This is a genomic window from Microbacterium sp. UCD-TDU, from assembly GCF_000340625.1.
Classification (GTDB): Bacteria; Actinomycetota; Actinomycetes; order Actinomycetales; family Microbacteriaceae; genus Microbacterium; species Microbacterium maritypicum.
Map to the genome: position 1 here is coordinate 436,252 of NZ_KB454447.1, position 16,013 is coordinate 452,264.

At 69.4% G+C, this 16,013-nt stretch carries 15 protein-coding genes; 13 read left to right on the forward strand and 2 right to left on the reverse strand.

Annotated elements, in window-relative coordinates:
* Positions 1-5: 5 nt before the first annotated feature.
* The gene (locus D514_RS32420) at positions 6-1,364 is read right to left on the reverse strand and encodes a DUF349 domain-containing protein (protein ID WP_017830542.1); all 1,359 of its coding nucleotides are present in this window, start codon (positions 1,362-1,364) and stop codon (positions 6-8) included.
* Between the two features lie 214 nt (positions 1,365-1,578).
* On the opposite strand from D514_RS32420, the gene D514_RS0119560 reads away from it, so the two are divergent.
* Positions 1,579-3,462 carry an FAD-dependent oxidoreductase gene (locus tag D514_RS0119560; protein ID WP_051056602.1) on the forward strand — a complete coding sequence of 628 codons (1,884 nt, stop codon included), beginning with the start codon at positions 1,579-1,581 and terminating at the stop codon, positions 3,460-3,462.
* Positions 3,459-4,220, forward strand: coding sequence for a winged helix-turn-helix domain-containing protein (locus tag D514_RS32425; RefSeq protein WP_017830543.1), 762 nt, complete (start codon positions 3,459-3,461; stop codon positions 4,218-4,220). The genes D514_RS0119560 and D514_RS32425 overlap by 4 nt, the downstream gene beginning before the upstream one ends.
* Positions 4,221-4,262: 42 nt before the next feature.
* Here the strand turns inward: D514_RS32425 and D514_RS32430 are convergent, their stop codons facing one another.
* Positions 4,263-4,565 carry a hypothetical protein gene (locus D514_RS32430; protein ID WP_036323661.1) on the reverse strand — a complete coding sequence of 101 codons (303 nt, stop codon included), beginning with the start codon at positions 4,563-4,565 and terminating at the stop codon, positions 4,263-4,265.
* Positions 4,566-4,668: 103 nt separating this feature from the next.
* Here D514_RS32430 and D514_RS32435 point away from each other — a divergent pair, with 103 nt between their 5' ends.
* From D514_RS32435 to D514_RS32485, 11 genes are all read left to right on the forward strand, one after another.
* A complete protein-coding gene (locus D514_RS32435) occupies positions 4,669-6,033 on the forward strand; it encodes a replication-associated recombination protein A (RefSeq protein ID WP_081603940.1) in 1,365 nt (454 codons plus the stop codon).
* A gap of 182 nt (positions 6,034-6,215) precedes the next feature.
* On the forward strand, positions 6,216-6,845 hold the full coding sequence (gene rpsD / locus D514_RS32440; protein ID WP_017830546.1) for a 30S ribosomal protein S4: 630 nt from the start codon (positions 6,216-6,218) through the stop codon (positions 6,843-6,845).
* Positions 6,846-6,956: 111 nt separating this feature from the next.
* Positions 6,957-7,145 (forward strand): hypothetical protein, encoded by a 189-nt coding sequence (locus D514_RS32445; protein ID WP_017830547.1) that lies wholly within the window; start codon positions 6,957-6,959, stop codon positions 7,143-7,145.
* 52 nt (positions 7,146-7,197) lie between these two features.
* Positions 7,198-9,858, forward strand: a complete 2,661-nt coding sequence (gene alaS, locus D514_RS32450) for an alanine--tRNA ligase (RefSeq protein ID WP_017830548.1) — start codon at positions 7,198-7,200, stop codon at positions 9,856-9,858.
* Entirely contained in the window at positions 9,855-10,328 is a 474-nt protein-coding gene (gene ruvX / locus D514_RS32455; protein WP_017830549.1) for a Holliday junction resolvase RuvX, read from the forward strand. Before alaS ends, ruvX begins: the two co-directional genes overlap by 4 nt.
* A gap of 2 nt (positions 10,329-10,330) precedes the next feature.
* Positions 10,331-11,848, forward strand: a complete 1,518-nt coding sequence (gene mltG / locus D514_RS32460) for an endolytic transglycosylase MltG (protein WP_017830550.1) — start codon at positions 10,331-10,333, stop codon at positions 11,846-11,848.
* Positions 11,835-12,665 (forward strand): shikimate dehydrogenase, encoded by an 831-nt coding sequence (locus D514_RS32465; protein WP_017830551.1) that lies wholly within the window; start codon positions 11,835-11,837, stop codon positions 12,663-12,665. Before mltG ends, D514_RS32465 begins: the two co-directional genes overlap by 14 nt.
* Before the next feature lie 64 nt (positions 12,666-12,729).
* On the forward strand, positions 12,730-13,959 hold the full coding sequence (gene aroC, locus D514_RS32470; protein WP_017830552.1) for a chorismate synthase: 1,230 nt from the start codon (positions 12,730-12,732) through the stop codon (positions 13,957-13,959).
* Positions 13,943-14,461, forward strand: coding sequence for a shikimate kinase (locus tag D514_RS32475; protein WP_017830553.1), 519 nt, complete (start codon positions 13,943-13,945; stop codon positions 14,459-14,461). The genes aroC and D514_RS32475 overlap by 17 nt, the downstream gene beginning before the upstream one ends.
* Positions 14,458-15,546, forward strand: coding sequence for a 3-dehydroquinate synthase (aroB, locus tag D514_RS32480; RefSeq protein ID WP_017830554.1), 1,089 nt, complete (start codon positions 14,458-14,460; stop codon positions 15,544-15,546). The genes D514_RS32475 and aroB overlap by 4 nt, the downstream gene beginning before the upstream one ends.
* Positions 15,543-15,980, forward strand: coding sequence for a type II 3-dehydroquinate dehydratase (locus D514_RS32485; protein ID WP_017830555.1), 438 nt, complete (start codon positions 15,543-15,545; stop codon positions 15,978-15,980). The genes aroB and D514_RS32485 overlap by 4 nt, the downstream gene beginning before the upstream one ends.
* Positions 15,981-16,013: the final 33 nt, after the last annotated feature.

The window sequence follows — 16,013 nt, forward strand, 5'->3', positions numbered from 1 at the left end:
ACGGATCAGCTGCCGAGGGCGCTCAGCCAGGCGCGTCGCGCTTCGAGTGCGTCGGAGGCGGCCTTGGCGGCCTTCTTGTCGCCCGCCTTCTCCGCCGCGGCGACCTCGGCCTCGAGCTTCTCGATCGCCTCGAGCAGCTGCGAACTCATGTCGTTCGCGCGTGCCTTGGTCTCGGGGTTGTTCTTCTTCCAGTCCACGTCTTCGCGGCCCTTCAGAGCCTGTTCGATCGCGCGGAGCTTGTCATCGAGTGCACGCTCCTTCTCCCGGGGGAAGACGCGGCCGATCTCGTCCCACTGCCGCTGGATGCGCGTGAGAAGTGCACGGGCGCGCTTGATGTTCGACTCATCCGCGACGGCCTTCGCCTCTTCGAGGAGAGCTTCGCGAGCCTCGATCTTCGGAGCGGAGTCCGCCTCCTCCGCAGCGGCCTGCTCGGCACGCGCGGCGTAGAGCGCGTCGCCGGCGGCCTTGAAGCGCGCCCAGAGGGCATCGTCGGCCTTGCGTCCGGCGCGCCCGGATGCCTTCCACTCGTCGAGGAGGTTGCGATACGCGGGGATGCCGTCCGTGCCACGGGGGGCGAGTGCCTCGGCGCGTTCGACCAGACGGGTCTTCGCGTCGCGCGCTGCCTTGTGCGCATCGTCGAGCTCGGAGTAGAACGCACGGCGCTGCTTGTCGACGATCGCACGGGCGTCGCGGAACCGCTTCCAGAGCTGCTGGGAGATCCCCTTCGACAGGCGCGGTCCGTTCTGCTGCTGCGCCTGCCAAGCGTCGAACAGCTCGCCGAGCTCGGCGGTGACCTGCTTCCACTGCACCTTGCTGAGGTCGCGGGCGGCGATCTCCTCGGCGCGCTCGACGAGGATCGTGCGTTCGGCTATCGCCTTGTCGACGAGTTCCTTGGCCTGCTGCGCCTCCTGCTCGGTCGCTTCCGACAACGACGAGGTGAGCGCGTTGAGCCGATCGCGCAGTCCTGCGAGATCGCCGACGGCGGCGGCGTCGGTCGCCTCCTCGATCAGGTGCGCAGCCTGCTTGGCCAGGTCGCCAGCAGAAGCTCCGCCTGCCTGGTGGCGCTGCTCGAGCGTCTGCACCTTGAAGGCGATGTCGTCGAACTTGCGGACGAAGTAGGCGAGGGCCTCGTCGGGAGTGCCGTCGGGGTACTGGCCGACGACGCGCCAGGCATCGCCCTCCTTGACCTCGACGGTGCCGTCTTCGGACACACGACCCCATTCGGCGGAGGTCGAGGATGCGGCCGGCACCGATGCGACGGGCGCGACGGCGGCCGGTGACGGCGCCTTTCGCGGCATCGGCATCGGCACGGCGGGGGGTCCGGGGACGGGGGGAGTCGGCTTCGTGGGCTCGTTGGCAGACACGTGATTCTCCTTGCGCGGTCGGGCCGCGGGAGGCGGAAAGGACGAGGCTCAGCCTAGTACGCCGGAGCACCGCGGGTGAGGCCCCGACTTCTCGCGTGACCGTTACCGTTTCGTGACGAGAACGTTCGATCCGGGGAGCACTCCTCGTCATCTGCAGGTAACACGATCCTCCTATCGTCGCCAGGACGACAGCCTTCCGGTCGACAGGAGCAGCATGAAGGACACCACATCGCCGCCGAGCGACATCCTGGTCGTCGGAGCGGGGATGGCGGCGCACCGCTTCGTCGAGAGTCTGCTCCGCGACCCCGGTGCGGCTGTGCGGGTCACCGTGATCGGCGATGAAACCCACGGTCCGTACGACAGGTCCGCCCTGGTCGGAGTCCTCTCCGGGCGCGATGCCGCGGAGCTTCGGCTCGATCGCTCCGTCTTCCGCGACGACCGCGTGCGCCTTGTCCGTGATGATCGTGTGCTGCACATCGACAGGTCGGCACGCGCGGCCCGTACGCGCGCACGACGCACGTACCCGTACGACGTGCTGGTGCTGGCGACGGGGTCTTTCGCAGCGCGTCCGGTCGTGTCGGGAGGTCGTCTTCCCGGGTGCTTCGTCCTGCGCACGATCGAGGATGCGGAATCGGTGCGGGAGTTCGTCGACGCCCGATCCCGCAGCCTCGGTCGTCCGCTGCGCGGCGTCGTGATCGGAGGGGGACTGCACGGCGTCGAGACCGCCCTCGCGCTCGACGAGGCGGGTGTGGGCACGACTCTCGTGCAGTATGCGGACCGCCTGCTGCCGGCGCTGTTGGACACGGACGGCGCCGCGGTGCTGCAGGAGGGCCTCGAAGCGCGCGGCATCGCTGTGCGGACCCGAACCAGGACGACCCGACTCGACGCCGACGACTCGGGTGCGGTCACGGCGCTGGAGTTCCAGGACGGCTCCTTCCAACGCGCCGATGTCGTGGTCTTCACCGTCGGCGTGCGGGCACGGGACGAACTCGCGCGCAACGCCGGGCTCGACGTGCACCCGCTCGGCGGCGTGATCGTCGACGACACTTGCGCCACGTCCGATCCGCGCATCCTCGCGATCGGAGAGGTCGCGAACTTCGACGGGCGCGGCATCGATGCGGCACCAGCAGCGCGCGCCATGGCGGAAGCGGCGGCGTCGCAGCTGTGCGGGGGAGCGGAACGCTTCGTCGGGCACGTGGACGGCGTGCACCACACCGTCGCCGGAATCGACGTCGTGAGCTTCGGGGAGTCGCAGCCCTGCACCGCAGACCGGATCGAGGTCGTCACCGAGCGTCGTCGTGGCGCAGGCGTGTACCGCAAGGTCGTTCTCACGGACGACGCGCGCACGCTCCTCGGCGCGGTTCTGGTGGGCGACACGAGCGGTCATGCCTCGCTTCGCCGGCTCGTCGGTGTCGGACCACGGGGGCAGCTGGCGGCCGAGCTCTGCCGGGCGACGCACGAAGACGACGCCCCGGTCTGCGTCCACATCGGCATGTCACAGCGAGCGCTTCTCACGGCGCTCCGAGGGGAGGGGCTGCTCACGTTCAGCGGCGTCGGCGCGCGATTCGGCCGGGAGCCGGGGTGCGAGCGGTGCACACTGGCCGTGGCTCGCGCCCTCACTTCGCTCGCCGGAGAGCCGGTCCCGCAGCACACGCCTCACCGGCAGGGAGAGGGCGAGCAGCCGGAGGAGCACGTCCGAGCCGACACGACCCGTGCCGTGGTCTCGCCGGTGTCAGGAGGAGCCCTCACGCCCGAGCAGCTCATCGGCATCGGGCGCATCGCGCAGGATCTCGGCCTGCACCCGCGGATCATCCGCTCCCGGATCGAGTTGCAGGGAGTGGGTCGGAGCCAGCTCCCCGTGCTCCGGGACCGGCTGAGCGCTGCGGGGCTCGAATGCCGCACGCCCCTCCTCGACAGCGGAATGCGGATCTCCGAGGAGCCTCTGCCGCTGACGGAAGAGCACGCTTCGGCTGCACGGAGGGGATCCGACGAGCCGCACCGGGGCCGAGGCGCGACCGGGGCGATCGCATGGGGCGAGCGACAACGCGACGGTGCGCGGCATCGCTGTTCCCCGCGCCGTGCGGACAGCCCCGCATGAGGGCCGGGCGTTCGGGGGCGCGCCCGGTCCTCGCAGGATGCAGGATCATCGTCTCGGTCGACACCAGGGCCGCGGGCGCCTCACTCGTCGCGAGTCGTGCGGCCGGCATCGACGACCTCGATCGTGCACTCCGCACGGCGGGAGCGGATGTGACGCGGGTGCCAGGGCGTCGTGCAGCGGCTCCGTCTCCGGCTGTGCTTCGCCGTGCCGTGCATCGCGCGGGCTTCGGCGGTGCCGACGCGGTGCTCTTCACCGCGTCCGCCGCCTCATGGGTCGGGGCGGCGGTGAGCACAGGGACCCTGGACGCGAATCGCCGAAGAGCCGAAGCGGGGCGGTTGCTCCTGATCGCGATGGACGAGGAGGAGGTGGGTCGGCTTCGGGCTGCCCGCCTGCCCGTGCGATACGTCGCGCCGTCGGCGCCCGGAGGACTGACGGGCTGCGTCCTGTCGCACTATCGAAGCGGTGCACGATCGCTTCTCACCGAGGTCGGGCGTCTCGACGTGCGCAGCGGTGGTGTGCTGCTCGACGGGCGCTTCATCCCCCTGCCCCGTGGAGCTGCCGGAGTGATCGATGCTCTCTTCCTCGCCCGTGGTCGGGTGCTGTCGAGGGCGGAGTTGGCGAGGATGCTCCCCGGCGGCGAACGCAGCGGTCATGCGGTGGAGGCCGCCGTGGCCCGACTGCGTGAGGCGCTGGGCTCGATAGACCTCGTCCAGACGGTCGTCAAGCGGGGCTATCGCCTCGCCGTGATCGATCCGTGAGCCGGGGAGGACGACGAGCGCAGCGGTGGAGGGAGCTGCCGATCACTCGGCTGGCGCGTCCGAGGGGACGGGTTCGGGGGTCTCCGTCGGCGCCTCGGTCGGAGCGGTGGATGGTTCGACCGAGGGCGTGGGGGTGGGTTCCGGTTCCGGGGCCGTGACCTGGGCGTGCACGACCTGGCTGCCGATCGCCGCGACCACGATGAGACCGCCGACGACGGCGGCGATCGTGTTGTCGCGCACACGACGGCGGATCTGCCCCTCGTGCCACTGGGTGCGCGCGGCGTGCAGTCGTGCGCGCTCCGCCGACGTGCGCGACTGTGCGTTCTTCGAACCGCGTGCGGCCATGCCCTGGTCTCCCATCCGGACGCCGCTCCACGGCGTCGCCTGAGAGCCTACCGGGAGGGCACAGGTTCGCCGAAGTGTCGGAGACCGCCGTTAGCCTGGGATGATGACGTCCCCTGCCGCGCTGCTCTCCGGGCAGACGCCCCTCGCCGTGCGCATGCGCCCTGTTTCCCTCGCCGAGGTCGCCGGGCAGCGTCATCTGCTGCGCGCCGGCTCTCCGATCGTCGCCCTCGCCGATCCCGAGGCGACCGCGCCCGGGGCCGTGTCGATCATCCTGTGGGGCCCGCCGGGCACAGGGAAGACGACGCTCGCGCAGGCCATCGCCCGCTCGTCGGGTCGTCGCTTCGTCGAGCTCTCCGCGATCACCGCCGGGGTGAAGGACGTGCGCGAGGTCATGCAGGAGGCCGTGACGCAGCGCGACCTCTACGGGCAGACGACGATCCTCTTCCTCGATGAGATCCATCGGTTCACGAAGGCGCAGCAGGACGCGCTCCTTCCCGGTGTCGAGAACGGCTGGGTGATCCTGATCGCCGCGACCACCGAGAACCCGTCGTTCTCGGTGATCTCGCCGCTGCTCTCGCGTTCGCTGCTGCTGACGCTGCAACCCCTCACCGACGACGACATCGGTCTGCTCGTCGACAGGGCGGTGACCGACGCCCGCGGCCTCAACGGAGCAGTCGCCCTCAGCGACGAGGCCCGGTCAGCCCTCGTCCGGCTCGCTTCGGGCGATGCCCGTCGTGCCCTCACGGGGCTGGAGGCAGGCGCCGCGGTCGCGCTGTCCCACGCGACGGCCGCGGAGGCGGACGCCGACGACGCGGACGAGATTCAGGGTGTGCCAGAGGTGTCCGCCGACGACATCTCGCAGGCTGTCGACAAGGCGCTGCTGCGCTACGACCGACAAGGCGACGAGCACTACGACGTCATCAGCGCGTTCATCAAGTCGATCAGGGGGTCCGACCCCGATGCCGCGCTGCACTATCTCGCCCGCATGATCGAGGCGGGGGAGGACCCACGCTTCATCGCACGGCGTCTGGTGATCTCCGCGTCCGAAGACGTCGGCCTCGCCGACCCGCAGGCACTCGCGATCGCGGTCGCCGCCGCCGACGCCGTGGCGTTCATCGGCATGCCGGAGGGACGCATCCCTCTCGCTGAGGCAACGGTCTACCTGGCGACCACCGCCAAGTCGAATGCGGCCTACGTGGGCATCGACGCGGCCATCGCCGACATCCGTGCCGGCGGTTTCGGTCGGGTGCCGCTGCACCTGCGGGATGCGCACTACCCGGGGGCCAAGCGCCTCGGGCACGGTCGGGGATACGTCTACTCGCACGACAGCGAGTTCGGGATCGTGCCGCAGCAGTATCTGCCGGACGAACTCGACGGGCGGCACTACTACGAGCCGAAGAATCTCGGGGCCGAGCGCGACATCGGCGCCCGTCTCGAGCGCATCCGCCGCATCCTCGGCGACCGCTGATCGCGCCGATCCGGCGGATGAGGGCGATCTGTTAGACTTGAGCGGCTCGAAACCGAGTTTTCGGGCATCTCCTCGTTCACACCCCACCTTGCTGGCGCCCCGGCGTGCGCTCCAAGGCAGAACGCGGACGATACGTCCGTGAGTCGTGAAAGACGCGACCACGTCATCGGAAGGAACACTTCGTGACCACGAAGTCCCAGGACCGCCGCAAGGTGCGTCTCAGCCGCGCCCTCGGCGTCGCTCTCACCCCGAAGGCCGCCCGCTACCTCGAGAAGCGTCCCTACGCTCCGGGCGAGCACGGCCGCACCAAGCGCAAGGCAGACAGCGACTACGCCGTCCGTCTGCGTGAGAAGCAGCGTCTTCGCGAGCAGTACGGCATCCGCGAGAAGCAGATGCGCAACACCTTCAACGAGGCTCGTCGTCAGGACGGTCTGACCGGTGAGAACCTGGTCGAGCTGCTCGAGATGCGTCTCGACGCTCTCGTCGTGCGTTCGGGCTTCGCCCGCACCACCGCGCAGGCTCGCCAGCTCGTCGTGCACCGTCACATCCTGGTCGACGGACAGCTCGTCGACCGCCCGTCGTTCCGCGTGAAGCCGGGTCAGCTCATCCACGTCAAGGCCAAGAGCGAGGGCACCGAGCCCTTCCAGGTGGCAGCAGCCGGCGGTCACGCCGAGGTTCTGCCCCCCGTTCCGGGCTACCTCGAGGTCGAGCTCGACAAGCTCCAGTCGCGTCTGGTTCGTCGTCCGAAGCGCGCCGAGGTCCCCGTGACCTGTGAAGTGCAGCTCGTCGTCGAGTACTACGCAGCTCGCTGATCCAGCGATAGAGCAATCAGACAGGAGGCGTCGGGATTCCCGACGCCTCCTGTCGTTTCCGCATACGATGGTGACACCGCGCCTTCGCGGATCAAGGGCAAGGATGACGTCATGAAGAGCATGCAGTGGTTCCTGATCGGTGTGATCGGTGGCTTCGTCGCCGCGCACTTCATGAACAAGGACCCCCGCGGCCACGACATCCTCGCCGAGGTCGATGCCCGCATCAACGGGTTCACCGCGATCATCGGCGACGCCTACCGCGAGCAGGAGGCACGGCTCACGGAGCCGGGCAAGAACTGAACCATCGCCGCGCTTCGGCGCAGCATCTTCACGCAAGGACACCCGGCACCCCATGAAAACTGCGGAGATCGCGCAGCGTTACCTCGACTTCTTCGAGAAGAACGACCACCTCATCGTCCCCTCTGCCTCCCTGGTCAGCGACGACCCGTCTCTGCTGTTCACGGTGGCCGGCATGGTGCCGATGATCCCGTATCTCACCGGCGTCGTGCCTGCGCCTCACCCGCGCATCGCCGACGTGCAGAAGTGCATCCGCACCAACGACATCGAAGAGGTGGGGCGCACGGCGCGCCATGGCACGTTCTTCCAGATGCTGGGGAACTGGTCGTTCGGCGACTACTTCAAGGAAGGCGCGATCCGGTACGCCTGGGAGCTGCTCACCAGCTCCGAGTCGGACGGCGGCCTCGGCTTCGATGAGAAGGACCTCTGGGTCACGGTCTACGAGACCGACGACGAGGCCGAAGCGATCTGGCGCGACATCATCGGTTTGAAGCCCGAGCGCATCCAGCGCCTCGGACGCGCCGACAACTACTGGAACACCGGCCAGCCCGGGCCCGGCGGACCCGACTCGGAGATCTTCTTCGACCGAGGTCCCGCGTATGGCAAGGACGGCGGTCCCGCCGTCGACGACTCGAGGTTCCTGGAGATCTGGAACCTCGTGTTCATGCAGGACTTCATCGAGAACATCCGCGGCAAGACGGAGTTCGACATCGTCGGCGAGCTGCCGATGAAGAACATCGACACCGGCATGGGTCTCGAGCGCGTCGCGTTCATCAAGCAGGGCGTCGAGAACATGTACGAGTCGGACCAGGTGCGTCCGGTGCTGGACCGCGCGATCGAGCTGTCCGGCCGCTCCTACGGCGCCCAGCACGAGGACGACGTGCGCTTCCGCGTGGTCGCCGACCATGTGCGCTCCTCGCTCATGCTCCTCTCCGATGGTGTGCGCCCCTCCAACGAAGGTCGCGGCTACATCCTGCGCCGTCTGATGCGCCGCACGGTCAGGGCGATGCGTCTGCTCGGTGTCGACGAGCCCGTGTTCCCCGAGCTGTTCGCCGCCTCGCGCGACGCGATGAAGTCGGCATACCCGGTGCTCGAGAAGGACTGGTCCGTCCTGTCGTCGTCCGCCTTCGCCGAGGAGGAGACGTTCCGTCGCACTCTCGTCGCCGGTTCGACGATCCTCGACCTCGCGCTCGACGAGACCAGGAAGAGCGGCGGGAAGACGCTCAGCGGACCCGAGGCCTTCCTGCTGCACGACACCTACGGCTTCCCGATCGACCTCACCCTCGAGGTCGCAGAGGAAGCGGGCCTCGATGTCGACCGTGCCGCTTTCGACACGCTCATGCAGGAACAGCGTCAGCGTGCCAAGGACGACGCCCGCAACCGCAAGCGGCAGCTCGCCGACGTGTCGGTCTACCGTGAGCTGCGTGCCCTGGGCGAGACCGAATTCGACGGCTACACCGCGCTGGAGGTCGAGTCGCGTGTGCTCGGGCTCCTCGTCGACGGTGCTCCGGTGCGCAGCGCATCCGAGGGCCAGATCGCCGAGGTCGTGCTCGCCGAGACGACGCTGTACGCGGAGTCCGGTGGACAGGTGGCCGACAAGGGCACCATCGTCGGTCCCGGTTACGCGCTCGAGGTGATCGATGTGCAGAAGCCGGTCCCCGGCCTGATCAGCCACACCGTCGAGGTCACGCGCGGAACCGTCGCCGTCGACGACATCGCCACGACGGTCGTGGACGCCGCCAACCGCCGTGCCGCGCGTCAGGCGCACTCGGCCACGCACCTCGTGCACGCCGCACTCCGTGACACGCTCGGTCCGACCGCCACGCAGGCGGGCTCTTTGAACCGCGCCGGCTACATGCGCTTCGACTTCTCCTGGTCGCAGGCCCTCTCGGCCGACACCCGCAGCGAGATCGAGGAGATCACGAACCGCGCGGTGCAGGACTCCCTCGAGGTGACCACGCGCATCGTCTCGCTCGACGAGGCCAAGGAAGCCGGAGCAATGGCTCTGTTCGGCGAGAAGTACGGCGACGTCGTGCGCATGGTCGACATCGGCGGCCCTTGGTCGCGAGAGCTCTGCGCCGGCACGCACGTGAGCACGAGCGCGGAGATCGGTCTGGTGAGCCTGGTCGGAGAGTCCTCCGTCGGAGCCTCCAACCGACGCATCGAAGCGCTCGTCGGTGCTGATGCCTTCCGCGAGCTGGCGGCGGAGCGGGCGATCGTCTCGCAGCTGACCAGCTCGCTGAAGACCCCGCGTGAGCAGCTTCCCGAGCGCATCGCCGATCTCACGGCGAGCCTGAAGGCGGCGGAGAAGCGCATCGCGCAGTTCGAGGCGAAGGAGCGCGCCGGACAGGTTCCCTCCATCGTCGAGGCGGCGACGCGCGTCGGAGCGTTCCGCCTCGCGGCGCAGAACCTCGGCGATGTCGCCTCCGCGGATGATGTGCGCGACCTCGTGAACGGCGTCCGCGATCGACTGGGTTCGGATGCTGCGGTCGTGGCATTGGGTGCCGTGGTCAACGGGCGTCCGGTCGTGGTCGTGGCCACCAACGATGCGGCACGCACGGCGGGCGCGAAGGCAGGGGCGCTGGCGAAGCGCGCCGCAGGCGTGCTCGGTGGCGGTGGCGGCGGTCGCGACGACGTCGCGCAGGGTGGTGGCGCGGATGCCGCGGCCCTTCCCGCGGCGCTCGAGGCCATCTCACAGGAGATGCACAGCGCGTGAGCGGCTTCCGCCGCGGTGTGCGGCTCGGCATCGATGTCGGCAGGGCGAGAGTCGGTGTCGCGCGCTGCGACCCTGACGGGATGCTCGCCGTCCCGGTCGAGACCGTGCCGCGGGATGACCTATCGATCGATCGCCTCGTGCAGATCGCGGGGGAGTACGACCCCCTGGAATTCGTGGTCGGCCTCCCCGTGAACATGCAGGGTGCCGACACGGCATCGACCATGGATGCGCGGGAGTTCGCCGCTGCCCTTCACGCGAGAAGCGGTGTTCCCGTACGGCTGGTGGACGAGCGTCTCAGCACCGTGAGCGCCCACGCCGCTCTGCGTAGCTCGGGGAGATCTCAGAAGAACTCTCGTAGCATTGTGGATCAGGTCGCCGCCGTGGTGCTTCTGCAGCAGGCGATCGACATGGAGAAGAGCACCGGAAACCCGGCCGGTGCCACCATCTCGCCCGACGAGGAGCACGCCTGACGATGTCTGAACGCGACAGCGCCACCCCCCGGAACGACCCCGATTCCCGCCTGGGCGACCTGTTCGGGAATCTGCCCGATCCCACGAGACAGATCCCGACCGTCGACACCAGCGCCCCGGCGCCGGGGTCGCGCCGCGCCGCTCGTGAGGCCGCTGCCGGCGAGGGGAGCGCGACACCGGCCAGGGGAACGGACGGCACACCCGCTGAGCCTTCGCCCGTTCCGGTGCGTGCCTCGGCCGACGACGCGGTCGCCTCGGACGCGGACGGTCCCTCTCCGACCCCGGTGCGCGCATCGGCCGACGCCGCAGACACCCCGACCCGCGCCATGCCGCAGGTCGCGCCCGCAGCCATGCCGGCGCCCGCGACCGCTGCCCCGGAACCGGTGATCGGCGGCGGACTCGACGATCTCTTCGCTCCGCACGACGACCACGTCGAGGCGAAGCCGAAGAAGAAGAAGCGCCGCAAGGGATGCCTGATCGCACTGATCATCGTGCTCGCGGTCTTCGGTGGCATCGCCGCAGGTGGCGCCTGGGCATGGAGCACCTACGGCGACAAGATCAGCGACGCCCTGGGGTGGGGCGAGTCGAAGGACTACGAGCCGGGGCTCGCGAACGGTGAGGCTCTCGTCACCATCAAGCAGGGCGACACGGGTGGGCCGGTGTCCACCGCGCTCTACGAAGCCGGTGTGACGAAGACCGAAGACGTCTTCTACGACTACATCGTCGACGAGAACCTCGCGGTCACGTTCTATCCGGGCGTGTACCGGCTGCAGAAGAAGATGACGGCGGAGGCTGCGCTCGCGGCTCTCAAGGACGATGCCAACAAGATGGCGAACGCCGTCTCGGTCGCCGAGGGTGGCACGATCGTGTCGTCGCTGCCCGACATGGCGGAGACTCTCGGGCTTCCGCTGGCCGACTTCGAGGCGGCCGTCCAGGATCCCATGGCCTATGGCGTCGACGCGCCGAGCCTGGAGGGCTGGCTCTTCCCCGCGGTCTACGAGTTCGATCCGGGAGTCACCGCGCCCCAGGTCATCCAGCGCATGGTCGATCGCACCCGCGAGTCGCTGAGTGCGGCCGGTGTGCCCGACGCCGACGCCGAACGCATCCTGACGATCGCCTCCATCATCCAGCGCGAGGGGCGTCTCGAGGACTTCCCGAAGGTGTCGCGGGTCATCCAGAACCGTCTCGACATCGACATGAAGCTGCAGATGGATTCCACCGCGCAGTACGGGTACGGTTCCCTGCACGAAGGCGTCGTGTCCAGCTCCAAGGAAGCGCTCGAAGACGACAACGACTGGAACACCTACGTGCGCACCGGTCTTCCCGCGACACCGATCGCCAGCCCGAGCGATGCCGCCATCAAGGCGGCGATGCAGCCCGCAGACGGTCCGTGGCTGTACTTCGTCACGATCAACCTCGCCACGGGGGAGACGCTGTTCACTCAGACCCTGGCCGAGCACGAGCAGGGGATCGAGAAGTGGCGCGAGTGGTGCCGGGCGAACCCCGATGGCGGCTGCTGAGACGGTGACGCGCTCTCGATTGGCGGTCTGGGGCGACCCGATCGCGCATTCCAAGTCCCCGGATCTGCATGCCGCCGCCTACCGCGTGCTCGGACTCGGCTGGGAGTACGGGCGACGCCAGGTGTCGGCCGACGACTTCGCGCCGGTGTTCGCTCAGCTGGACGACACCTGGCGCGGTCTCTCGCTGACGATGCCGCTGAAGGAACAGGCATTCCGTGCCGCGGCGACGCGGGATCGTCACGCGGAGCTCACCGGTGCCGTCAACACGCTGCTGATGGGGGAGCACCCCGCCGGGTTCAACACCGATGTGGGCGGGATCGTCGACGCCCTCGCCGAAGCGCAGGTCACCGACGTCGACCGCGTGCGGATCCTCGGCGCCGGGGCCACCGCGGCGTCGGCGCTGGTCGCCGCGTCCGAGATCGGCGCGACGCGCGCCGATGTGCGGGCTCGGCGACCCGCGCCCGCGGCGGCACTGGCGGAGCTGGGGGAGAAGCTCGGCATGGTCGTCGACGTCCGATCCTTCGACGCGTCGTCGGAGACCGTCGAGCTGACCTTGGCGACCCTGCCCAGCGGCACCATGCTCCCCGCCGAGACGGCGACGGCCCTCGCTGCACAGGGCGGGGTGCTCTTCGACGCCGCCTACGCGCCGTGGCCGTCTGCCCTCGCAGCGCGATGGGCCGACGGCAGCACGATCTCCGGACTCGGGATGCTGCTGCACCAGGCGGTGCGTCAGATCCGCATCTTCCTGCACGGTGACCCCACCGCCGAACTGCCGGATGAAGCCGCCGTGATCGCGGCCATGCGCGCCGCCATCTGACTCGATCGGCGTCGACGACGAAACGCGGCGCGGCGGGGGTGTGAACCCGTGGGAGACTGGAGCAATGCTCCGCGTGCTCACGGCCGGCGAATCGCACGGCCCAGAACTCATCGCCGTCATGGAGGGTCTGCCCTCCGGCGTCCCTGTGTCCTCCGAGGCCATCCAGGCCGACCTCGCTCGCCGCAAGCTCGGCTACGGCCGAGGCTCGCGGATGAAGTTCGAGCAGGACGAGCTGACGATCTCCGGCGGTGTGCGCCACGGCAAGAGTCTCGGCAGCCCGATCGCCCTGCGCATCGGCAACACCGAGTGGCCGAAGTGGATCGAGGTCATGAACCCCGAGCCGGTCGAGCTCACCGACAGGTCCCGCGGACGCAGCGCTCCTCTCACGCGCCCGCGCCCGGGGCACGCCGACCTCGTGGGCATGCAGAAGTACGACTTCGACGAGGCACGTCCGATCCTCGAGCGTGCGAGCGCCCGTGAGACGGCGGCCCGCGTGGCTCTCGGCGCGATCGCCCGCTCGTTCCTCGGCGAACTCGGCATCCGCCTCGTCAGCCACACGCTCTCGATCGGTCCGGTACGCGTGCCCGAAGGCTCGCCGCTGCCCACCCCGGACGACGTGGACGCGCTCGACGCCGATCCGTTGCGCTGCTTCGACGCAGCCACCTCCGCACTGATGGTCGCCGAGGTCGACGATGCGAAGAAGGACGGCGACACGCTCGGTGGTATCGTCGAGGTACTCGCCTACGGGCTGCCCCCGGGGCTCGGCTCGCACGTGCACTGGGACCGCCGCCTCGATGCACGTCTCGCGCAAGCGCTCATGAGCATCCAGGCGATCAAGGGCGTCGAGGTCGGCGACGGCTTCGAGACCACGCGTCGTCGCGGTTCCGCGGCGCACGACGAGCTCTTCGCCACCGCCGACGGCATCACCCGCGGCTCCGACAGGGCCGGCGGGACCGAGGGCGGCATGTCGACCGGCACCGTGCTGCGTGTGCGCGCCGGGATGAAGCCGATCGCCACCGTCCCGCATGCCCTGCGCACGATCGACGTCGCCACCGGAGACGACGCCACGGCCCACCATCAGCGCTCCGACGTGTGCGCCGTGCCGGCAGCCGGCGTCGTCGCCGAAGCGATGGTCGCAGTCGAGGTGGCCAACGCCGTGCTGGAGAAGTTCGGCGGCGACAGCATCCGCGAGACCCGTCGCAACCTCGACGGCTACCTGGCCGGCATCCCGGCCGAGCTACGCACGACACCCGCGTCCGAGGCGGCGCTCATCGCGCATGACGAGCGCGGCTGATCCGCTGACGCTGGTGCTGGTGGGCCCGATGGCCGCCGGCAAGACCAGCGTCGGAAGACGCGTCGCGCGTCGGCTCGGCGTCGCCTTCATCGACACCGACAAGCGCATCGTCGCCGCGCACGGGTCCATCCCCGCCATCTTCGAGGAGCACGGGGAGGCGCACTTCCGCGACCTCGAGCGCGCCGCCGTCGCCGAGGCGCTGTCCGAGGGCGGAGTGATCTCCCTCGGCGGTGGTGCCGTGACGGAGGCGGCCACGCGGGAGCTGCTCACGGAGCATCCGGTCGTGTTCCTGACCGTCAGTCCCGATGCGGTCGCCGACCGGCTGCGGGGCAGCAACCGCCCGCTGCTGGCGGGAGAGGATCCGCTGGAGCGCTGGAAGAAGGTCTTCGAGGAGCGTCGGGGGTGGTACGCCGAGGTGTCATCGGCGACCTTCGACACCTCACGTCGTCCGATGCAGAAGATCGCGGACGAGATCGTGGCATGGAGGAGAGAGCAGCGATGAGCACGACGACCATCAACGTCACCGGAAACGACGCCTACGACATCACGATCGGACGGGGGATCCTCGACCGGGTCTCCGCCGCCGTCGCGCCGGGGGTGCGCAAGATCCTCGTCGTGCACCCGCCGACGCTCGCCGCGCGAGCCGCGGAACTGCGCGATCGTCTTCTCGCCGACACCTCCGACGGGCCGCGCGATGTGCTGCTCGCCGAGATCCCGGATGCGGAGCAGGGCAAGCGCATCGAAGTCGCCGCGTTCTGCTGGCAGGTCATGGGTCAGGCTGATTTCACACGCAGCGACGCGGTCATCGGGTACGGCGGCGGCTCTGTCACCGACCTCGCCGGCTTCGTCGCGGCCACCTGGCTTCGCGGCGTGCAGCTCATCCAGGTGCCGACCACGGTGCTCGGACTCGTCGACGCCGCCGTCGGAGGCAAGACCGGGGTGAACACGGCCGAGGGGAAGAACCTCGTCGGCGCGTTCTGGGCGCCGCGTGCGGTGATCGGCGACCTCGACGAGCTCGCCAGCCTGAGCCCGAACGAGGCGACGGCGGGCTTCGCCGAGGTCGTGAAGGCCGGGTTCATCTGGGCCCCGGAGATCCTCGACATCATCGAAGCAGACCCTGCTCGCGCTGTGGACCCGACGACCGATGAGTTCCGTCGCGCCATCGAGCTCGCGATCGACATGAAGGCCAAGGTCGTGTCCGACGACTTCCGCGAGGCCGGCCTTCGCGAGATCCTCAACTACGGCCATACGCTCGGGCACGCGATCGAGCACGCCGAAAGGTACCGCTGGCGTCACGGTGCCGCCATCTCGGTCGGCATGCTGTACGCCGCAGAGCTCTCCCGCCTCGCCGGCCGGTTGTCCGACGACGCGGCCGAGCGCCACCGCACCGTCCTCGAGTCCTTGGGTCTTCCCACCTCGTACCGTGCCGGTGCCTGGCCGCAGCTGCTCGCCACGATGCAGCGCGACAAGAAGAGCCGCGGCGGGATGCTGCGCTTCATCCTTCTCGACGACATCGCCAAGCCCACCGTGCTGCAGGCTCCGGATGAGTCGCTGCTGTTCGCGGCCTACCAGGAGGTGGGGGAGTGAGCCGGCGGATCCTCCTCGTCAACGGGCCGAATCTGAATCTCCTGGGCACCCGCGAGCCCGAGGTGTACGGCACCGCGACGCTCGCCGACGTGGAACGGATCACCGGTGCGGCGGCGGCCGAGTTCGGCTTCGAGGTGCGTGCCGTGCAGAGCAATCACGAGGGGGTGCTGATCGACGCGATCCACGCCGCACGGGACGACTGTGCGGCCATCGTGATCAACCCCGGGGGACTCACCCACACCTCGGTGGTGCTCCGCGACGCGCTCACCGGAGTGTCTCTGCCGTTCGCCGAGGTGCACATCTCCGATGTCTACGCGCGTGAGCAGTTCCGCCACCACTCGTACCTCGACGACGTCGCCGCCGTGCGCGTCGTCGGGCGCGGTGTCGACGGCTACGCGGACGCCGTGCGTCAGCTCGCAGCACTCATCCCTTAGAATCGACTGTCGGTCTCGTCCGACCCCGCAGAC